18 protein-coding genes are annotated in these 20,701 nt (G+C 70.1%); 8 read left to right on the top strand and 10 right to left on the bottom strand.

Annotation, left to right across the window (positions count from 1 at the left end):
• Window positions 1–147: 147 nt before the first annotated feature.
• The 6 genes from kdgK1 (at window position 148) to LI337_RS14590 (ending at window position 8,767) form a co-directional block, all read left to right on the top strand.
• Window positions 148–1,107: a bifunctional 2-dehydro-3-deoxygluconokinase/2-dehydro-3-deoxygalactonokinase gene (gene kdgK1, locus LI337_RS14615; protein ID WP_227230622.1), complete on the top strand. Its 960-nt coding sequence runs from the start codon at window positions 148–150 to the stop codon at window positions 1,105–1,107.
• Between the two features lie 92 nt (window positions 1,108–1,199).
• Window positions 1,200–2,603, top strand: a complete 1,404-nt coding sequence (locus tag LI337_RS14610; protein ID WP_227230621.1) for a dihydrolipoyl dehydrogenase family protein — start codon at window positions 1,200–1,202, stop codon at window positions 2,601–2,603.
• Window positions 2,604–2,776: 173 nt separating this feature from the next.
• Window positions 2,777–3,997 (top strand): FAD-dependent oxidoreductase, encoded by a 1,221-nt coding sequence (locus LI337_RS14605; RefSeq protein WP_227230620.1) that lies wholly within the window; start codon window positions 2,777–2,779, stop codon window positions 3,995–3,997.
• 81 nt (window positions 3,998–4,078) lie between these two features.
• On the top strand, window positions 4,079–5,080 hold the full coding sequence (locus LI337_RS14600; protein WP_227230619.1) for a universal stress protein: 1,002 nt from the start codon (window positions 4,079–4,081) through the stop codon (window positions 5,078–5,080).
• Window positions 5,081–5,138: 58 nt separating this feature from the next.
• Window positions 5,139–6,371, top strand: a complete 1,233-nt coding sequence (locus tag LI337_RS14595; protein WP_227230618.1) for an inorganic phosphate transporter — start codon at window positions 5,139–5,141, stop codon at window positions 6,369–6,371.
• Between the two features lie 146 nt (window positions 6,372–6,517).
• Window positions 6,518–8,767: a hypothetical protein gene (locus LI337_RS14590; protein ID WP_227230617.1), complete on the top strand. Its 2,250-nt coding sequence runs from the start codon at window positions 6,518–6,520 to the stop codon at window positions 8,765–8,767.
• Window positions 8,768–8,817: 50 nt separating this feature from the next.
• Here the strand turns inward: LI337_RS14590 and LI337_RS14585 are convergent, their stop codons facing one another.
• The 3 genes from LI337_RS14585 to LI337_RS14575 all read right to left on the bottom strand — a co-directional run bounded on the left by LI337_RS14585 (window position 8,818) and on the right by LI337_RS14575 (window position 10,183).
• Complete coding sequence (locus tag LI337_RS14585) at window positions 8,818–9,087, bottom strand: hypothetical protein (RefSeq protein ID WP_227230616.1); 270 nt, start codon at window positions 9,085–9,087, stop codon at window positions 8,818–8,820.
• 90 nt (window positions 9,088–9,177) lie between these two features.
• On the bottom strand, window positions 9,178–9,525 hold the full coding sequence (locus LI337_RS14580; RefSeq protein ID WP_227230615.1) for a DUF7344 domain-containing protein: 348 nt from the start codon (window positions 9,523–9,525) through the stop codon (window positions 9,178–9,180).
• Window positions 9,526–9,691: 166 nt separating this feature from the next.
• Window positions 9,692–10,183 carry a cytochrome b N-terminal domain-containing protein gene (locus LI337_RS14575; RefSeq protein WP_227230614.1) on the bottom strand — a complete coding sequence of 164 codons (492 nt, stop codon included), beginning with the start codon at window positions 10,181–10,183 and terminating at the stop codon, window positions 9,692–9,694.
• A 108-nt stretch (window positions 10,184–10,291) separates the two neighbouring features.
• Here LI337_RS14575 and LI337_RS14570 point away from each other — a divergent pair, with 108 nt between their 5' ends.
• On the top strand, window positions 10,292–10,882 hold the full coding sequence (locus tag LI337_RS14570) for a GNAT family N-acetyltransferase (protein WP_227230613.1): 591 nt from the start codon (window positions 10,292–10,294) through the stop codon (window positions 10,880–10,882).
• A gap of 428 nt (window positions 10,883–11,310) precedes the next feature.
• Here LI337_RS14570 and larE read toward each other — a convergent pair whose 3' ends face one another.
• Window positions 11,311–12,180, bottom strand: a complete 870-nt coding sequence (gene larE / locus LI337_RS14565) for an ATP-dependent sacrificial sulfur transferase LarE (protein WP_227230612.1) — start codon at window positions 12,178–12,180, stop codon at window positions 11,311–11,313.
• A 131-nt stretch (window positions 12,181–12,311) separates the two neighbouring features.
• Between larE and LI337_RS14560 the strand changes: the two genes are divergently transcribed.
• Complete coding sequence (locus LI337_RS14560; protein ID WP_227230611.1) at window positions 12,312–14,315, top strand: MutS-related protein; 2,004 nt, start codon at window positions 12,312–12,314, stop codon at window positions 14,313–14,315.
• A 4-nt stretch (window positions 14,316–14,319) separates the two neighbouring features.
• Here LI337_RS14560 and LI337_RS14555 read toward each other — a convergent pair whose 3' ends face one another.
• The 6 genes from LI337_RS14555 to LI337_RS14530 are packed head-to-tail and all read right to left on the bottom strand — an operon-like array spanning window position 14,320 to window position 20,685.
• Window positions 14,320–16,080, bottom strand: a complete 1,761-nt coding sequence (locus LI337_RS14555; RefSeq protein ID WP_227230610.1) for a Na(+)/H(+) antiporter subunit D — start codon at window positions 16,078–16,080, stop codon at window positions 14,320–14,322.
• A complete protein-coding gene (locus LI337_RS14550) occupies window positions 16,080–17,849 on the bottom strand; it encodes a cation:proton antiporter (RefSeq protein WP_227230609.1) in 1,770 nt (589 codons plus the stop codon). Before LI337_RS14550 ends, LI337_RS14555 begins: the two co-directional genes overlap by 1 nt.
• Window positions 17,846–19,360, bottom strand: a complete 1,515-nt coding sequence (locus LI337_RS14545) for a monovalent cation/H+ antiporter subunit D family protein (protein WP_227230608.1) — start codon at window positions 19,358–19,360, stop codon at window positions 17,846–17,848. Before LI337_RS14545 ends, LI337_RS14550 begins: the two co-directional genes overlap by 4 nt.
• Window positions 19,353–19,709: a cation:proton antiporter subunit C gene (locus LI337_RS14540; protein WP_227230607.1), complete on the bottom strand. Its 357-nt coding sequence runs from the start codon at window positions 19,707–19,709 to the stop codon at window positions 19,353–19,355. Before LI337_RS14540 ends, LI337_RS14545 begins: the two co-directional genes overlap by 8 nt.
• Complete coding sequence (locus LI337_RS14535) at window positions 19,706–20,176, bottom strand: MnhB domain-containing protein (RefSeq protein WP_227230606.1); 471 nt, start codon at window positions 20,174–20,176, stop codon at window positions 19,706–19,708. Before LI337_RS14535 ends, LI337_RS14540 begins: the two co-directional genes overlap by 4 nt.
• The gene (locus tag LI337_RS14530; protein ID WP_380700223.1) at window positions 20,173–20,685 is read right to left on the bottom strand and encodes a DUF4040 domain-containing protein; all 513 of its coding nucleotides are present in this window, start codon (window positions 20,683–20,685) and stop codon (window positions 20,173–20,175) included. The genes LI337_RS14535 and LI337_RS14530 overlap by 4 nt, the downstream gene beginning before the upstream one ends.
• Between the last annotated feature and the right edge of the window lie 16 nt (window positions 20,686–20,701).

The raw sequence follows: 20,701 nt of genomic DNA, 5'->3' as shown, positions 1-20,701 counted from the left end.
TCGGCGCTGCCGAATCACTCGGGGGGCGCGAACCTGTCAGCCGAGTCCGTACTCGCTTCTCCCGCCCTGAAGTCACCCGCCGGGACTTATAACCGGGAGGGGCGAATCGGGGAGTATGACCCGAGACCGACCACGGAGGACCACGCGATGACCGACCTCGTCACCTTCGGCGAGACGATGCTCAGGCTGACGCCGCCGGCCGGCGACCGACTGGAGACGACCGACACCTACGACGTGCAACCGGGCGGCGCGGAGAGCAACGTCGCCTGCGGCGCGTCCCTGCTCGGCGTCGACTCGGTCTGGCTGTCGAAGCTCCCGAAGTCGCCGCTCGGTCAGCGCGTCGTGCGGGAACTGCGGGGCCACGGCGTCCGAACCGGGGTCGCGTGGGCCGACCCCGACGACCACCGCCTCGGCACCTACTACCTCGAACACGGGGGCACGCCGCGTGGCACGAACGTCATCTACGACCGGGCCGACTCGGCGGTGACGACCGTCACGCCCGACGAACTGCCGGTCGCCGCGATCAAGGGTGCCGAGAGGTTCTACACCTCCGGGATCACCCCGGCGCTCTCGCCGACCACCCTCGCCACGACCCGGACCTTGCTGGAAGCCGCCCGCGAGGCCGACACGCGGACCGCCTTCGACCTGAACTACCGGTCGAAGCTCTGGGACCCCGACACGGCGGCGGAGACCTACCGCGACCTCTTCCCGCTGATCGACACCCTCGTCGCGCCGGTCCGGGACGCTCGGAACGTCCTCGACCGCGAGGGCACACCGATCGAGATCGCCCACAGCCTCGCCACCGACCACGGCTTCGACACCGTGGTCCTGACGCGCGGCGACAGCGGCGCGACCGCACTCCACGCCGACGAGATCTACGAACAACCGGCCTTCGAGACCGAGACGTTCGACGCGATCGGCACCGGTGACGCCTTCGTCGCGGGCTTTCTCGCGCGGCGGATTCGCGGCGACGACGTAGACACGGCGCTGGAGTACGCGGCCGCCGCCGCCTCGCTGAAGCGCACGGTCGGCGGCGACGTGGCGGTGATCCGCCCCGAGGAGGTTGAGGCGGTCGTCGCCGAGTCCGGCGACGAGATCTCGCGGTAGCGCGGCGATAGAAGGGTCTGGGAACAGTCGCTCAGACGCCGACGTCGCACGACCGGGGGAACGACTTTTTGTCGCCCCGCCGTCGTCGCGGTATGCACGTTCTGATCGTCGGCGCGTACGGGAGCGCGGGAGTCGCCGTCGCGGGGGAGTTGGCACCCCACGTCGGCACCGAGATCGACCGCCTGACGCTCGTGGACGACGGCGACCCCGGCGGCGGGCTCTGTATCCTGCGTGGTTGTATGCCCTCGAAAGAGGTCATCTCGGCCGGCGAACACCGCTACCGCGTTCGCCACGACCACCGACTCGTCGGCGACCCCCCCGAGGTCGATCTGGACGCGGTCGTCGAGACGAAAGACGACCACGTGCTGGGCTTCGCGGAGCACCGCCGGGCGGCGGTCCACGACCTCGCAGACCGGGAGGGCGTCGAGTTCCACCACGAGACGGCGACGTTCGTGGACGACCGGGTCGTGCAGGTCGGCGACGAGCGGATGGAGGCGGACTACGTCGTGATCGCCACCGGGTCGGCCCACAACGTGCCGGACCTGCCGGGCATCGAGTCGGTGCCGTACTCGACCAGCGCGGACGTGCTGGACGCGACCAGCCTCCCCGAGTCGGGGATCGTGATGGGGTTCGGCTACGTCGGTCTCGAACTCGTGCCGTACCTCCGGGAGTCGGGCGTCGACGAGATCACGGTGATCGAACACGACGCCCGGCCGCTGGACGAGGCGGACCCGGACTTCGGCGACGAACTGCTCGACATCTACCGCGACGAGTTCGACGTGGAGATTCTGACGAACAGCTACGAGCAGTCCGTCGAACAGACGGCAGACGGCGGGGTCCGCCTCCACGTCGAACGCGACGGGGAACCGGAGACCGTGGAGGCCGAGGAACTGTTCCTGTTCACCGGTCGCCGGCCCGCACTGGACGGACTGGGACTCGACCGAACTGGGCTAGAACCGGGACCGGACTGGGTGCGGGACACGATGCAGGCGCGGGACGACGACCGCGTCTTCGTGGTCGGGGACGTGAACGGGAAGGAACCGATCCTGCACGTCGCCAAAGAGCAGGGGTTCACGGCGGCGGAGAACGTCCTCGCGCACGCTCGCGGCGAAGAGGGAGTCGCGTACGAGAACGTCCACCACCACGTGGTCTTCTCGGCGCTGGCGACGTACCCCTACGCCAGAGTCGGCCACTCGGCCGCGTCGGCGGTCGAGGCCGGACTGGACCACCACGTCGTGACGCGGCGGGCGAGCGACGACGGGGTGTTCAAGACGAAAGACGCGCCGCGCGGGTTGGCCTCGCTGGTCGTCGGCACCGACGGGACCGTGCTGGGGTATCAGGGGCTACATCTGCACGCCGACGTGATGGCGAAGACGATGCAACTCGCGGTGGAGATGGGGCTGGACGTGCGCGAGATTCCGGACCGGTCGTACCACCCGACGACCCCGGAGATTCTCGACGGACTGGTTCGGGACGGGGCGAGTGCTGTGGAGTAGCGTGAGGCTGTGAGACTGCCGTCACCGCTCGGAGCGAGGACGCGACGCTCACGACAGCAGCGCAGATTCTCGTCGCGCCACCGATCGCGACCGAGTTCACGGCACCCCGAGTGAAGAGCGACGGCGGCGAGCGACCGGCGTCAACGTCTTGCCGCTTCGACCCAAGTGAACGTATGGCACGCAACACGGTACTGGTGATCGGCGGCGGTGCGACCGGTGCGGGCGTGGCGCGCGACCTCGCGTTGCGCGGCGTGGACGTGACGCTGGTGGACAGGGGCGGACTCGGCAGCGGCGCGTCCGGGACCTCACACGGCCTGCTCCACAGCGGCGCGCGCTACGCCGAGGCCGACGCGGTCGGCGCGGAGGAGTGCATCGCGGAGAACGAGATCGTCCGCGACATCGCGGGCGAGTGCATCCGCGACACCGGCGGCCTGTTCGTCTCGCTGGCCGAGGACGACGCGGACTACTTCGAGCGCAAGTACGACGCCTGCGAGGAGATCGGGATCCCGGTCGAGCGACTCGACGCGACCACAGCCCAGGAACGCGTCCCCGGCCTCGCAGACGACGTGGCACGCGCGATGGAAGTCCCCGACGGCGTCGTCTACCCCTCTCGGCTGGTCGCCGCGAACGCCGCCGACGCCCGCGACCACGGCGCGACGATCCACCCGCACGCGCCGGTGGAGTCGATCACGGTCGCCGACGAGCGCGTGACCGGGGTGCGACTCGGCGGGAACGTCGACGACACGGTCGAACCGGACTACGTGGTCAACGCGGCCGGCGCGTGGGCCGGCTCGGTCGGCGAGATGCTCGGTGTCGGCGTCGAGATGCAACCGACCAGAGGCGTGATGGTGTCGCTCGACTACGAGGGCCTCGGCCCGGTCCTGAACCGGTGCCGCGACCCCGACGACGGCGACATCGTCGTCCCCCACGAGTCGGAGGCGGTCGTCGGCACGACCAGCGTCCGCGTCGACGACCCCGACGACTACGAGCAGGAACGCTGGGAGGTCGAGGTGTCCATCGAGGAGTGTGCCGAGATGCTCCCGGCGCTGGCGGACGCCGACCCGATCCGGGAGTGGTGGGGCGTCCGGCCGCTGTACGCGCCCGACGAGGCGAGTCGGAACGCGCGCGGCATCTCGCGCGGGTTCTTCCGACTGGATCACGCAGACGACGGCGTCGGCAACGCCGCCTCCATCGTCGGCGGAAAGCTGACGACCTACCGGCAGATGGCCGCGGCGACGGCCGACCTCGTGTGCGAGAAACTCGGCGTCGACGCCGAGTGTGAGACGGCCGACCGGCGACTGCCCGGCGCGGACGACCCCCGGACGCTGGACCGGTTCGTCCGCGAGTTCGACGGGCAGGGGCCGACCGACGAGGACGTGGTGGCCGCCGAGTGACCCCCGGATCGACGCCCGCGTCCGGTCTGTCGGGCGCGTGACGCGCCAACGCTTTTCACGGGGCGCATCCAAGGTCGAGCGATGGACACGCCGGACTCGACCGACTCCGCCGAGACGGTCGGCACTGCCGACACACCCGACTCGGCAGACACGCTCGGCACCGCAGGCACGCCGGACTCGACCGACACGCTCGGCACCGCAGGCACGCCCGACGCGGTAGACGCCGGTCCGGTGCTGGTCGCCGTCAGCGACCCGGCACACGTCGAGCAGTTGGTCCGGACTGCCGGCGACCTCGCCCGCCTCGGGAGCGGACTGGTCCGGATCGTCACGGTCGCGGTCAAACCCCACGACTCCCCGTTCGGCGTCTTCGACGACGAGACGATCCGGCGGGAGTTCGCCGACGACAGCCACGAACTCCTGGCGAGTGCGACGACCCCGGCCGGCGTCGGTGTCGACCGACAGGTGGTCGTCGCCCGGTCGGTCGCGGGCGGCATCGTCTCGGCGGTCGACCAGTGGGACCCCTCGGCGCTCGTCGTCGGGTGGACCGGCGCGACCAGCCGACGCGACGCGGTCTTCGGGACGACCGTCGACCGACTCGTGGAGCGCGTCTCGTGTGACCTGTACGTCGAACGGATCGGGAGAGAGGCGGACGGCGTCGAGTCGGTCCTCCTGCCGGTCGCAGGGGGCCCGCACGTCGGCGTCTCCGCGCGCGTCGCCGTCGCCATCGCCGACCGGAACGACGCGCGGGTCGTCTGCTACACGGTGGCGACGCCGACCGGCGACCGGGACACCGAGGCGGTGCTCGCCGAGGCGCAGGCCGCCGTGGACGCGCTGGGTCGTGACGTGCCGGTCTCGCGTGTCGTCCGCGAGTCGCCGGACGTGACCGACGCGGTCGTCGCCGACGCCGACGACTACGACGTGCTCGTCTTCGGCGCGACGCGGCAGGGACCGCTCCGGCGGCGACTGGCCGGGTCGGTCCCGCGGTCGGTCGTCGCCCGCACCGACCAGACACTGCTCGTCGCCCGCGACGGCGACACGGTCGGGGGACTGTGGCACCGACTCGGGGAGCTGATCCGGCGGTGAACCGCCTGCGACCGGCGACGCCGGCGTGCGTCGACGACCGACGGGAGGGGAGCGAGCGATGGCGACGGTGACCTTCTGGGCGCTGTTCGCGCTCGCCACCCTGACCGCGCTGGGGACCGCGTGGGCGCTCGGTGCGAACAGCAACTCGCCGCCCTTCGCCCCCGCGATCGGGGCGAACGCCATCTCCACGATGCGGGCCGCCTTCCTCATCGGCATCCTCGCGGCACTCGGCGCGCTGACGCAGGGCGGGAGCATCTCCGAGACGGTCGGCGCGGGGCTGATCGACGGCGTGGCGATCACGTCGCTGGCGGCGACCGCCGGCCTGCTGACCGCGACCGCGTTCATGGCCTTCGGCGTCTACTCCGGCTACCCGGTGCCGGCCGCGTTCGCCACCACCGGGGCGATGATCGGCGTCGGCCTCTCGCTGGGCGGCGACCCGGCGTTCGACACCTACCGCCGCATCGGCACCTTCTGGGTGCTCGTGCCGCCGGTGTCGGGTGGACTCGCCTACCTCACCGCGACGCTGCTCCGCCGGGACGACATCCCCGAGACGGTCGGCGTGCCACTGCTCGCGGGGCTGGTCGGGGGCATCGTCGCCAACCTCCAACTGTCCGTGATCCCCTCCCCGCCGGACGCGACGCAGGCCTCGCTCGCCGGGTTCGCTGCGCGCGTGGTGGGTCTCGGCTCGCTGCTGCCGGTCGGCCCCCTGCCGGTCGTCGGCAGTGTCGACCCCGTGGCGGTGGTAGCGACCCTCCTGCTCGCGGGTGTCAGCTTCCAGTTCGTCCGCCGGCGCACCCAGCAGTCGGTCGAGCGCGGCGTCCGGACCTTCCTCGTGCTCCTGGGGAGTCTCGTCGCCTTCTCCAGCGGCGGGAGTCAGGTCGGCCTGGCGACCGGTCCGCTGGAGAACCTCTACGTCGGCGAACTCGGACTGCCGGGGATCGTCCTGCTGGCGGTCGGGGCGGTCGGCATCCTCGGCGGGGCGTGGATGGGCGCGCCGCGACTCCTGCAGGCGACTTCCAGGGAGTACGCCCAACTCGGCGTCCGGCGCTCTATCGCCGCGCTGGTGCCGGGGTTCGTCATCGCGCAGGCGGCCATCGCGCTCGGCATCCCCATCTCGTTCAACAACATCATCATCTCCGGCGTCGTCGGCGGCGGCCTCGCGGGCGGGTCTGCGGGCGTCTCCCGACGGAAGATCGGTGTCACGCTCGGGTTCTGGCTCCTGACGCTGGTGGCGTCGGTCGGCATCGGCTTCGGGCTCTACCGACTGTTCGCCACGCTGCTGGGCGTTTGAGCCGGCGTCGGTCAGAAGACCTATTCTCCCCCCGTCGTTACCCCGGGGCATGATCCGCCGAGCGACTGGCACTCGGCGGCGGTGCCACACCGCCGCCGGCCGACCGGACGCCCCGCGACCCGCAGCCCAACGAGGTGGGCGATAACGTGGCCGACGACACCGCGCAGTCGAGCGACCTCGGCCTCTCGCGTCGCCGACTCCTCGGCACGCTGGCGGGCGCGGGCACCGCCGGTCTCGCAGGCTGTGGCGCGACCGAACCGGCCGACGACGGCGACACCACTCCCGTCCCCGACGACGAGGCGCAGACGCTCGCCGAGCGGTTCGCGCCGACGCTGTACTTCGACCGGTACGAACGCTGGTTCCCGACCGACCCGCGACCCTACGAATCGGAGCGGGACGGCGAGACGGTCGTCGACGGCTTCGACGCGCTGGAGGGGTACACCTCGGCGATGCAAGAGTCGGAGACCCCGCCCGACCCGGCGGTGTTCTACAACGTCGTCGGCTACGCCGACTCGCCGCTGTCGGTCGTCCAGTACTGGTTCTACTCGGCGTTCGACCAGTTCACGACGAACTTCCACTGGCACGACTGGGAGGTGCTCCACGTCTTCGTCGACACCGACAGCGGGGAGCCTCAGTTGTTCGTCGCCAGTTCCCACTCCCGGCGCGTGCCGAACAACGAGTTCCTCGACCCCGATCCCGAGACCGTCCCGCGAATCCTCGCGGAACTCGGCTCACACTCCAGTGCGCTGTCGCTCAACGAGAGCGAGGACCGGTTCGACCGCCTCCCGACCGGGAGCGGCCTGGCCGACATCACCAACAGCGCACTGGAGGGCGTCGAGGACCTCGCGGACCTCCCGGTCGCTTACGGCCTGCCGCGCGACGAGGGGGCGCGACTGCCCTACGTCGTCCCGGAACTCGACGGCGCGCCGCTCTACGAGCACCCCGACCTGCCGAGTCTCGGCGAACGCGACCTCGTCGGCGAGGCGGTGACGGTCCGGTCGTTCGACGCGCTGTCGTCGCCCCCGACCGACCTGCCGGCCCGGGAGACGGCGATCCGGTTCCGCCACGCCGACAGGGACGGCGGCGAGTCGGACGACGTGCCCTACGAGTTGACGCCGACGAGCGAGGTGGAGGGGATCGCGGCGTTCACCGGCCCGCAGTTGAGCTTCGAGTTCGCGGTGCCGAAGATCGCAGAGGACGCGATCGCGGGCCACATCACGACGACGAGTCCGCCGTGGACACAGGAGCGGTACGAGAACCCCGCCGCAGATATCACCGACCCCGGCCACCGGCAGGCGCTCGCGGACCGGTACGACGCCGTCGGCGACCCCTCGCCGGTCAACACCGTGCTCGCGTCGGTCAGAGAGACGGTGACGAACGACGACGCGCCCGAGGGCGAGGGCCTGACGACCGAGGAGAGCACGGTCGAGTCGGCGGTCCTCTTGGAGAGCGATCCCGAGGCGGTGCCGACGTTCCGGGGGACCGCAGTCCTCCGGGACGTGCCGGCCGGCGACCACCGACTGACGGTGAACCGGGCGGGGACCGCCCCGCACAGCGAGCAGGTGTCGGTCGGCGACGAGGGACCGACGACCGCCGGCGTCGACGGCGAGATTCCGGTCGTCGCCCGCGAGGACGCGGTGAAGTTGGCGGTCGATCCGAGCGAAGCGGACAGCGAGTTGACCGACCTCGCGGTCGACGACGACTTCGCCGGTCGGCTGTACGACGCGCCGTTGTCCGGCCCGGACGCGGTGTACCTCCACCGGGGCGGCGCGTTCACGACCGAGGTCCGCGACAGCGACAGCGAGGTGGGTGCGTTCCGCGTCAACCCCGGAGACGAGTCGTCGGTTCGCGTCGAGAACCCCGGCACCGGGAAGGCGGTGCTGGCGAGGTATCTCGCGGACGTGTCCGAGGAGACCCGCGCTCAGATCGCGTCGGCCGCCGGACGGGAGACGGACGAGACGGAGACGACAGACGAGGCGCGCGAGGCGACCGCGACCGAGACGACGGCCACGGCGACTGACGGCTCCGGTTCCGGCGGGTCGGGGGACGGTGCGGCCGGCGGTGACGACGGCACCACCGACGGTGGAAGCGGTGCGACCGACGGCGGGACCGCCACCGACGACGGGCGACCCGACCCCGGTCCGGTGCGTGGGCTGACGCGGGCACTCGCCGCGATCACCGACCAGGCGCGCCGCGCCGCCGAACGCGCCGAGGCCGGCGACCGGGGGAACGCGGACGCGGCGCTGGACGCGCTGGCCGACCGGCTGGTTCGGGCACAGGACCGCCTCGCCGCGGCCCGCGACGGCCTGCCGCCCGGACTCGCCCGCGCGACGGAGAACCGACTCGCACAGGCCGACGAGCGGGCACAGCAGGCACGGGACGCACAAAAGCTCTGAGTGTCGTCTGCAGGGTCGGTCGGTGTCTGAGTTCGGTCGGCGCGCGAGTGTCAGTCGGTCGTCGCCTCGTCCGCATCGGCCGACTCGCCGGCGTCTGCTGGCGTCTCGGTGTCTTCGCTCTCGTCGCCGGCACTGGTCTCGTCGGTCGCGGCCGCCGCAGTCTCGTCGTCCGCGAGGAGGTCCGCCTCACCCTCCTCGCTCTCCTCTGCTCGCGGTTCGTCCTCGTCGAGACGCTCGCGGGCCTCCTCGATGTCTCGGCGCATCCGACGGCGCTCCGCCTGTCGGGCCTGTCGTTCTCTGCCCTCTTTGGTGTCGGGCATACCACCGGGTACGCCGTCCGACGCCATAACCGTGTGGTCGGTTGTCACACCCGACTGTCGAGAGTGGCCGCGTCGAGTCGTGCCAGCAGGTCAGAACACGTCCGAAGGGAACGCAGGGGCGTTCTGTCGAAGGGTGTCGAGTGCCGGTTCGACTTCGCCGAACTCCGGGCCGCGTCTGACGGCCTCGGCGGACTGATCCCACTCGATCAGGTCGGCCGCCGCGAGTTTCGGGAGGTGCGTGTGGTGAAGTTCGACCGCGAGGTCGCTCGGGACAGTGTGGTTCGGGGACTTCGAGGAGTCACCGTTCGTCATCGCCGCTGCACTCCGCGACTGGAGGCCGTCCGGAACCTCGACCGACTCGGCATCACACAGGAGGAACAACAGGCGCCGACGCTGGCGACTCGCCAGCAACTCGAACAGTGTCGACGTGTCGGTCATGCACACGGTCCGACGAACCGGAGGGACATAACTTTGAGTGAGGGAAAATTTATGCTAATATCACTATCCGAGTAGTGGTTTTTCGCGTGACGGAAAGGGGCTCGACCCGATCTGTCCGCCGAAGACATATCGGGAAACTTACTTTTCTGCTCGGCCGCCGACACGCTCAGTTCTCGCGCGCCAGTCTGCGCGCGAGTGTCGGTGCCGCCGCCCCACAGCACGCGAGACCGGCGAGTGCGACGACCGCGTAGTGGAGCACGAAGGCGCGTTCGAGCGTCGCCTGGGAGAGCGTGACGCCGGCGAACAGCAGTTGCGCGAGGACGCCGCCGACGACCGGCACCGTCAGCGTCAGTTCGACGAGTGTCTGCCCGACCCAGAAGGACAGTCGTGTCCACGGGAGCAGGAGACCGGTGTACGCGTAGACGCCGACCGGCGGGAGCACGAGCAGTGCCGCGACACCGGCGGTCGGGGAGCGTCGGACACCGACGGCGACGACCAGCACGCCCGCGAGGACCGCGCTCCCGACGAGCAGGTGTCGGAGAGCGTCGGGAGCGGGGAGCGCGAGGAGCAGGAGGTCGCCGCCGACGACGAGGGCGACGAGTGCGACTGCGAGTGTCGGGAGGAGGGAGGGCGTGTCGTCGGAGTCGGGGCTTGGCATCCGGATCGACTGTCGGCACGTCGGCCGAAAGAGCGTTTCGGCTGTCTGGCAGTCGATTACAGAGAGAGCGTCGGGAGCTTCTTGTCTCGGCCGACCCTCTGCTGGACCGTGACCGACAGCAGACGCGGCGGCTCCGACACCGACAGCCATCCGGAACTCACGCTCCGGGCGTACGACGCGCGGGACGCGGAGGCGGTCTGGACGCTCCACGAGTGGGCGCTGTCGGACGCCGGCACCGACCCGGCGGACGTGCCGGGCACGGACGACCTGCGCCGGGTCGAGGCGGCGTATCTCGACACCGGCGGCGCGTTCCTCGTCGGCGTGATCCCGGCAGATTCGCCGACCGGTGAGACCGGGGCGTCCGACCGCCGACCGCCCGAGACGTTCGACGGTCGGCTGGTCGCGATGGGCGGGTTCGTGCCGACCGAGGCGGGCCGCGCAGAGGAGCGGTCGGTCGGCGGCGCGGTCGAACTCCACCGGATGCGAGTCGCCCCGACACACCAGTGCCGGGGCTACGGCCGGGTGATCCTGCACGCGCTGGAAGACCGAGCGCGGGACGCGGGGTTCGGGCTGGTGCTGGCGACGACCGCGAGTCGGCAGGCGGCGGCCGTCGAGTTCTACCCGAGTGAAGGCTATCGTGTGGTGGATCGGTCTTCGGCTGGCGCGTACGAACTGGTTCACTTCGAGAAAGAACTGTAAGTCGGTGACGGGATAGCTGGTGTTGAGTCGGTCGGCGGGAACTGGGTCGAATCGGTCGCGGACAGCGAGAGGTGAAAGCCCCCGGCGTCTCGACCCGCCGCGACTTCCTGCGCGCTTCCTTCACGAGAGCGCGTCGCTTCGCTCCGCGCTCTCGCTCAGTCCAGTGTTGTCGGGCGACACGGGAGTCGCCCGACTGCTGGCGAGAGCTTCGCTCTCGCTCTGCTTGGTGCGTCGGGGCGGGGTCGAGACGCCGGCCCCTTTCAGTCCCACCCGGCGATTGCGTGACCAATCGTGCAACACCCGGTGGACCAGTCGGGTTCAGCGTGCGTGCCTACCTGCAACCGTCGGCGCGAGATGAACTCGCGCCCGCCCGTCTGACTGGTGAGTGTGCCGCCGAAAATCGCGTGGCTCGCGTGGTACTCGCCGTCTTACTGCCCGGGGTAGTCCTGCGCGAACACGTCCTCGACGAGGGGTTCGTCGTCCTCACTCTCCTCGTCTGCCGGACTCACGCTCCCGGTGCGGTAGCCGTGGAGGTCCAGTGTGACGTGGTCGAAGCCCAGGTCGTCGAAGTGCTCGCGGGCCGCCTGCACGAAGTCGGTGTCGAGCGCGCGGGCCAGTTCGTCTTCTCCGACCTCGATCCGGGCCAGGCCGTCGTGGTCCCGGACCCGGAACTGCTCGAAGCCCCACGTCCGGAGGAGTCGCTCGGCCTTCTCGACGCGAGTGAGTTTCTCCTCGGTCACCTCCATCCCGGTCGGGATCCGCGAGGAGAGACACGCCATCGAGGGTTTGTCGGCGACCGAGAGATCGAATCTGTCGGCGATTTCGCGGACCTCGGCCTTCGTGACGTCGTGGCGGAGCAGCGGCGAGGCGACCTCCAACTCTTCGACCGCCCGGAGACCGGGGCGGTGGCCCTCCCCGGGATCGGAGGCGTTCGTCCCGTCACAGACCGTCTCGATGCCCAGGTCGCGGGCCGTCTCGTACATCTTGCCGAGGCGCATCGTCCGGCAGTGGTAACACCGGTCGTCGTCGTTGACGGCGAAGTCCGGGTTGTCCAACTCGGAGAAGGAGACGATCTCGTGCCGGATGCCGATCTCCTCGGCGACGCGGCGGGCGTCGTCCAGTTCGGCGGCCGGGAGCGTCTCGCTCTTGGCGGTGCAGGCCACCGCGTCGTCGCCGAGTACCTCGTGGGCCAGCGTGGCGACGACCGAGGAGTCGACGCCGCCGGAGAAGGCGATCAGGACGCCGTCCCGGTCGGCCAGGTCCGCCCGGAGCGCGTCCAGTTTCGCGTCGAGAGACATGGCCGCGTTTCGCCGTCGCCGGGCAAAAGCACGTTGGCTTCGGCAGACCCACCGGGTGAACGAGGGGAACTCCCGACACCCGGCCCCACGCCGGGAAGGTTTTTGCCCCGGCCCGCCGGAACACAGACCGAATGGAACTGACGGACGTGCCGGGCGTCGGCGAGAAGACGGCCGAAGCGCTCGCCGCACTGGACGGCCCCGAGGACGCACTCCGGCGCGGCGACGTGGTCGAACTCGCCCGCGCGCCGGGGATCAGCGAGGGCCGCGCGGCGGTCGTCGCACGCGGCGCGATCCGCCGGGAACACGGCGACGACGCGCGCTTCCTCGCCACCGACCGCGCCCGCGAGATCTACCGCGACGCGCTCGGTCTCCTGCAGGCCCGGACCGTCACCGACTACGCCGAGAAGCGACTGGAGACGTTCTTCCCGAGTTCCGCGGCGAGCAGGATCGAGGAGGCTCGCGCGTTCTCCCGCGAGGCGATGGGCCGTGACCCGAACCCCGCGGTGCTCGACGCCCTCTCCGGCGTCGAACCCCTCGAACCGGCTCCCGACTTCCGCGTCCGGGAGCGCTGTCTGGCGACGACCGACGCCGAACGCTACGCCGAGGCGCGCGATCGGATTCCGGAGCTGTCGGCCGAGATCGTCGAAGACGCCCGCGACGTGGCCGAACTCGCCCGGTCGTACGCGACCGTGGTCGTCCTCGACGAGTCGTTCGCCGGCATCGACGTGGAGGGCGACGTGCAGGTGCGCCCCGACGCCTTCGAGACGCCCGACGAGATCGTCCCCGAGCGCGTGCTGGCCTTCTTCGCCCGGAACCGCGAGCGCATCGAGGCCGCACTGGCGGTCCACGACGCGAGCGGGATGGAGTCACCCTGTGACCCCGAGCGTCTGCGCGAGGGACTCGCCCGTGTGGACGATGACGGTGAACTCGTCGGCGACGCGGAACTGGATCGACTGACCGACGCGGTCGACGACCTCGACACCGCCGTCTCGACCGCCGAGTCGGCCGCGAACGACCACCTGCGGGACGCGCTCCGGGAACGCGACGTGACCATCGAGGGGACCGACTTCCTCTCTCTCGTGGAGCAGGGTGCCCGCGTGGACTCGCTGCTCGGTCGAGAGCTGTCGGACGACTTCGACGAGGCGATGCGCGTGGCGCGCCAGCAGTTGTGCGACAGCCTCCGTCTCCGGGAGGGCGAGACCGACCTCGCAGAGCGCGTGTTCGGCGGGGAGCCGACCTTCCCGATGGAGCGCAACGACGAGGCCGTCTCGCGGCTCCGGACGGAGCTACAGGCCGCCCGCGACCAGCGCGCCGGGCGACTGAAAGCCGAGGCCGCCGAGACGCTCTCCGACCTCCGGGAGCCGGTCGAGACGCTGGTCCGGGACGCGCTGGAACTGGACGTGGAACTGGCCGTCGCGCGCTTCGCCGACGACTTCGACTGCACGCTGCCGACGTTCGCAGAACCCGGCGACGAGACGGACGAAACAAACGCGACGGGCGGCTTCCACATCGAGGGCGGGCGGTCGCCACTGCTGGACGTCGACTTCGAGGACGTCGAACCAGTGGACTACGCGGTCGAGGGGGTCACGCTCCTGTCGGGGGTCAACTCCGGGGGGAAGACCTCGACGCTCGATCTGGTGGCGCTCGTGACCGTCCTCGCACACGCCGGACTGCCGGTCCCCGCAGAGTCCGTCGAACTGAGCCGCGTCTCGGAGCTACACTACTACGCCAAGAGCCAGGGGACGCTGGACGCGGGGGCCTTCGAGAGCACGCTCCGGGACTTCGCCGCCCTGACGGACGGCGCGGCCGGGCGACTGGTGTTGGTCGACGAGTTGGAGTCGATCACCGAGCCGGGAGCCTCGGCGAAGATCATCGCCGGGATTCTGGAGGCACTCGACAGACAGGGCGCGACGGCGGTGTTCGTCTCTCACCTCGCCGGCGAGATACGGGAGTCGGCGGACTTCGACGTGGCCGTCGACGGCATCGAGGCGAAGGGCCTGGTCGACGGCGAACTGCGGGTGAACCGGTCGCCGGTGAAGAACCACCTCTCGCGGTCGACGCCGGAGTTGATCGTGGAGAAACTGGCCGGCGAGGGTGACGCCGACTTCTACGGACGGCTCCTGGAGAAGTTCTGAGTCGTCAGACGAACAGCAGTGCCAGCACGCCCAGAATGACGAGCGTGACGAGCGCGACGCTCGTCCCCATGTCGGCCCGGAGGCTGACACGGTCCCGACCCGTGACCCGCTCCAGTGTCGCCCGCGGGTTCCGGACGACGTCGCCGGCGAGTGCCGTGGTCGCCACGGTCGTGCGGTCGACGAGGGCGTACAGCTCCGTGACGCCGACGACGACCGCACGCGTCCCGTACAGTGCGGCCGGGTTGTACAGTCTGTCGACGTCCGGGAGCCGCCCGGCCGACGCCAGCGGCGACTTGATGAGGACGAAGCCGACGAGTCCGATCGCGGCCAGCACGACGCCTTCGACGATGTGGTCGACCGTGTACGTCACGTACACCTCCGAGACGACGCTCCCGTCGGTCACGTCGAACGGCAGGATGCCGAACAGCGCGCCGTCGAAGATGCCGTAGAAGACACACAGCGCGGCGACCGACACCATCGCGACCATCTGCCCGCGGTTGGCGTCAGAAACACTGCCGTCGTACTCGCCGTGGAGGAACGCGTAGTAGCCGAACTTGATGAACGAGAGGAAGGTGCCGACACCGCCGAGGAGCAACAGCAGTTCGAGGGTGTGGAAGTCACCGACTGCGGCGGGCCCCGCCGGGAAGTCGTAGTGACTCGCCGAGATGACGATACCCTTGCTGACGAAGCCGTTGAACAGCGGGAAGCCGGCGATGGAGAGTGCGGCGACGGTGAACGCGCCCGCCGTCACGGGCATCTCGCGGCCGAGACCGCCGAGTTTCTTCAGGCTCTCTTTCCCGGTCCGGTAGACGATGACGCCGGCGGTCATGAACAGCAGTGCCTTGTAGAGGATGTGGTTGAACACGTGGGCCATCGCCCCGGCCTGCCCGAGTGCCGTGCCGATGCCGACGCCGGCGACCATGTAGCCGACCTGTGACTGGATGTGGTACGACAGCAGCCGACGCATGTCGTTCTGGAACAGCGCGTAGGTCGCGCCGAAGACGGCCATCAGGCCGCCCATGTACGCGATGGCGACGTTGCCCTCGGGGAACGCCCGGTACATCCCGTAGACGCCGGTCTTCGTCGTGAACACACACAGGAAGACGCTCGCGGCGACGTGCGGGCGCGGGTACGTGTCCGGGAGCCAGGCGTGGAGACCGATGAAGCCGACGTTGACGCCGATACCGACCGCGGCGAGGACGGGCGCGACCGCGCCGGCCATCCCGCCGGGGGCAGCAGAGAACAGGAAGGAGCCGACCTCGACGTAGTGCCAGACGACGGCCCCCAGCAGGAGCGTCCCACCGATACCGTGGAGCAGCGCGTACCGGAAGCCCGCCCGGACCGCCCGCCCGCCGTAGTGCCAGACGAGTAGCGAACTGGTGACGGCCATCAGCTCCCAGAAGAAGATGAGCGACAGCCAGTCGCCGCCGAAGACGGCCCCGAGGCTGGTCCCGACGTACGAGAGGGCGAAGGCGGTCTGGAGCGTCGACGCCTCGGAGTACCACGAGTAGAGCACGGCGACCGCGCCGATGAACCCGAAGATCAGCCCCATCAGCGTCGAGAACGGGTCGACGTTGTAGAGCACGGCGTCGAAGCCGAACAGTTTGACGCCGAGATGCTGGCCGCTCGGCGAGAGCCAGACGTACGGGACGACGACGGCCGTGGCGAGGATACCCAGCACGTGGCCCGCGCGCCGCCCGAGGAACGGGAGGAGCACGGCCGCGAGCAGGACCGGCACGAACGGTGGGACGAGTGGGTCGACCATCAGACGACCACCCCCGTCACGTTCTCGACGACGAGACGCACGATTCGCAGGAAGACGGCGGTGTCGGGGACGACACCGAGCACGAGCGAGCCCGCCATCGCGAACAGGATCGGCCCCAGCATGAACCACGTCGACTCCTCACCGGTCCAGCGACGGTGTTCCCACGCCGGGGAGGCGTCGTGGCCGTGTTCGGGGTGGATCTGGGCGGCGGCCTCCTGGTCGTCGATGGGGCCCTGCCCCTCGTGGCTCTCCGCGTAGCCGTGGTCGTCGCGTTCCACCGCGCCGGCACCGCTGTCGGTGTCACTCCGGGCGTCGGCCGACTCGGCACCGGTGTCGGCCGGCGCGTCGCCGGTCTCTCGCCCGCCGTCGGTCGCGGCGTCGTGGGTCCCGAACCAGCCGCCGAGGGGGTGCTCGACGACGGGTTTCTCGTCGGCCTCCCCCGGCGACTCGAAGAACGCGGTGTAGACGACCGGCCAGAAGTACGCGATGTTGAGGACGCCCGAGACGAGCAGCGCGACCGTGAACACGACCTGCCCGGCCGAGATGGTGCCGATGAGCAGGAAGTACTTGCTGACGAACCCGGCGACGAGTGGGATGCCGGCCATCCCCAGCGCCGCCACGCCGAACGCCGACATCGTCAGGGGCATCCGCTTGCCGATGCCCGCCATGTTCGAGATGTCGTCGGTGTGGGTCTCGACGTGGAGCGCCCCGGCACAGAAGAACAGGGTGAGCTTCATGAACGCGTGTGCCGGGATGTGCAGGAGGCCGCCGACGAGCGACACCGGGTGGAGCACGGCCAGTCCGAGGACGATGTACGACAGTTGGCTCACCGTCGAGAACGCGAGGCGTCGCTTGAGGTTGTCCTGCCGGAGCGCGATGACACTCGCGACGACCAGCGTGAACGCCGCGACGGCCGCCAGCGCGACGCCGACGCCGAGCGCGCCGGTCAGGTCGGGCCCGTACACGTCGAGCACGACGCGGGCGATGCCGAACACGCCCGACTTGACGACCGCGACCGCGTGGAGCAGCCCCGAGACGGGCGTCGGCGCGACCATCGCGTCGGGGAGCCACGAGTGCAGCGGCATGAGCGCGGCCTTGACGCCGAAGCCGGCGACCAGCAGGCCGAAGGCGGCGCGGGCGACGACGGGGTCGCTCCCGGCCAGCGCGGCGATGCCGCCGGCCGTGAACGCCGTCGTCCCCGTCGCCCAGAACACCAGAATCGCACCGGCGAACACCGCGACGCCACCGCCGAAGGTGTACGCGAGGTACTTCCGCCCGGCCGCCCGCGCCTCGTCGGTCTCGTCGTGAGCGACGAGCGGGTAGGTCGCCACCGTCAGCAGTTCGTAGAAGACGAACAGGACGAGCAGGTTGGCGGCGAAGGCGACCCCGACCGCCGCGGAGATACTGCCCGCGAACGCCGCGAAGTAGCGGGTCTGGTCGTGTTCGTCCAGCCCGCGCATGTAGCCGATGCTGTAGAAACTGGCCACGACCCACAGCAGACTCGCCAGCAGCGCAAAGAGGATACCGAGCGGGTCGGCGGTGAGCGTGAACGCCACGCCCGGGACGAACGTGCCGAGGTCGGTCACGTAGACCGTCCCCGCGAGGACGCCCGGGACCATGCTGGCGACGATCCCGAGTCCCGTCACGGCCGCGAGGAGGGTCCACCCCTCGCGGAGGTTCGGTCGACTCCCCGACAGGAGAATCGGGACGATGGCGGCAGCCGAGACGAGCACTGCGACGAGCGGTCTGAGTGAGTCTACTTCGGTCATGCGAGGAGACGTTCGATTGTTGGTTCGAGGAGCTGTCCGTACTCGAAGGCGGCGACGCCGAGGACGATCGCGAGCACGGCCGCCAGCAGGACCGTCGTCTGCATCCCGACAGAGACGACCGACGGGTCGGCGTCGGAGCCTCCGGCCTCGGAGCCTTCGCCGTCGGTGACGAGCGGCGTGTCGGTCGTGGTGTCCGTGGCCGGTTCACGGAAGAACATCCGTTCGATGATGCGAGCGAAGTACGCCAGCGTCAGCAGCGTACTCCCGAGGATGACGACGGCGAGCGGCCACGACCCGGCCTCGACGGCCCCGAGCGCGATGTACCACTTGCCGACGAACCCGATCGCCGGCGGGACGCCGACCATGGCGAGCGCGAGCACGCCGAACACCGCCGCTCCCGCCGAGAAGCGCTCGGCGAGGCCGCGGTAGTCGTCGACCGTCCGGGCACCGGTCGCGCTGGCGACGAGGCCGCTCGTGAGGAACAGCCCGCCCTTCATGATGGCGTGGCCGACGAGGTGGATGACCGCCCCCGTCAGCGCCGTCCCGTTGGCGACCGCGATGGCACCGACGACCAGGCCGAACTGCGAGACCGACGAGTAGGCGAGCATCCGCTTGACCTCCTGCTGGGCGACCGCGAGCACGCTGCCGACGACGATGCTCACGATCGCGCCGGCGATCAGCACGGTCTGTGCGAAGGCGTTCGTGAGGAGGAAGTCGACGGTGAACACCGTGAAGACGAGCCGAATCAGCGCGTAGGCCGCGATCGTCGAGACGAGCGCGGAGATGAGCGCGCTCACCGAGTCGGGCGCACCGGCGTAGGCGGCCGGCTGCCACGTGTGGACCGGGAAGACGGCGATCTTGACGAACAGGCCGACGACGAGGAGGCCGAACGACGCCTGGACCAGTGGCGACGCGTAGCCGACTGCCGCGAGCTGTGTCGAGAGGTCGGCCATGTTGAGCGTCCCCGTCGCGACGTACGCGAAGCCGATGCCCAGGAGGAACAGCGAGGCACCGATGGTGCCGACGAGGAGGTACTTGAGCGCGGCGCGGGCGGACCGGCCGCCCTCGCCGCTGGCGACCAGCGCGTACGCGGCCAGTCCCGTGATCTCTAAGAAGACGTACATGTTGAACACGTCCCCGGTGACGCTCATCCCGGACAGGCCGGCGACGAGCAGGAGGTACGTCGCGTAGAAGGCGTTCGACCGCGGCCCCGCGGCGCGAGCGTACCCGAGGACGCCGAGCGCGACGACGGCCACCAGCACGGCCATCGTCGCGGACACCCCGTCGACGACGAGTTCGATGCCGAACGGCGCGTCGAACCCGCCGACGACGTAGCGTACCGGGTCGGGACCGAACGCACGGACGGCGAGCGCGGCGGCGATGCCTGTCTGGACGAGGCTCGCCACGGCCGCGACGGGCCAGCCGCTCTCAGAGCGAACGAGGCCGGCGAGCATCACCACGACGGAGCCCACGAGCGGGGCCGCGACGAGGAGTGCGGGGAGGTCAGTCATCGCCGACCACCTTCTGGATAGCCTCCTCGTTCAGGGTGCCGTACTCGTCGTATATCCGGACGATGAGCCCGAGTGCGACGGCCGTGAGGCTCACGCCGACGACGATGGCGGTGAGGATCAACACGTGCGGGAGCGGACTCACGTAGGGCGCTGGTGCCGTGAGCAGCGGCGGGCTCGCGCCCTCGACGAACGCGATGACGATGAAGAACAGGAAGATCCCCGTCTGGAAGACGTTCATCCCGATGACCTTCTTCACGAGGTTCGGACTCCCGATCATCATGTACGTGCCGACCCCCAAAAGCAGGAACGACACGAGATAGTAGACCCGCGCGGCGAAGAACTCGATCACTGTGTATCACTCACGTTGTCCTGTATGCCAGAGACGATGACGAAAAAGAGCCCGGTTACGGTCCCCGAGACGACGAGGCCGATGGCCAGTTCGACGGCCTCGATGCCGTACTTCGAGGCGTCCTTGATGCCGTACACGTCGTACTCCAGGAAGCCACCGCCGAGCACCACCGAGCCGAGACCGATGAGCAGGAACGCGAAGACGCCGAGGCTGATCAGCGCGATGAGGAGTTTCGGGCCGGCCCAGACGCGAGTCGACTCGGTGCCGAACGCGACGGCGAGCATGAACACGACGGTCCCGACGATGACGCCGCCCTGGAAGCCGCCGCCAGAGGAGCCCGCGCCGTGGAACATGACGAACAGGCCGAAGGTGAAGACGAACGGCGTGATGATACGGACCGTCGTCATGATGATCGGACTCTCGACGTACGCCGAGCGGGACTCGTCGTCGGGTGGGTTCGTACTCATCTGAACACCTCCTTCTTGAGGACGATCAGGAGACCGACGCCGGCCGCGTAGACGACCGTGGCCTCCCCGAGCGTGTCGAAGCCACGGTAGGCCGCGAGCACGGCCGTCACGGCGTTCTCCACCCCGGTCTCGTCGTAGGCGTTGTCCAGGTAGTATCTCGTCACGTCGTCGGTCACCACCGCCGAGTCTGCGGCCCCCACCGGGGGCAGAGCGACGAGCGTCGTGGACAGCACCGCGACGAGGGCGAGCGCGACGACTGCGGCACGGGGGTCGACGCGTTCGAAGGTCCGGTCGTCGGCCGGACGCGTCGTGTTCGCGATGGTCGCCAGGAACAGGATGGTCATGACGCCCGCCCCGACCGCGGCCTCCGTGAGTCCGACGTCGGGCGCCCGCAGGAACACCCAGATGATCGAGATGCCGAGGCTGTACGCGCCGAACGCGATGATGGACCCGAGCACGTCCCGGAGCATCGCCGTGGCGAACGCACAGCTCGCCACGAACACGAGCATGACGACCTCGACGACT

Source organism: Salinirubrum litoreum (assembly GCF_020567425.1).
Taxonomy (GTDB): domain Archaea; phylum Halobacteriota; class Halobacteria; order Halobacteriales; family Haloferacaceae; genus Salinirubrum; species Salinirubrum litoreum.
The sequence above is the reverse complement of the archived record's forward strand: the minus strand, read 5'-3'. Positions and strand labels throughout refer to the sequence as shown.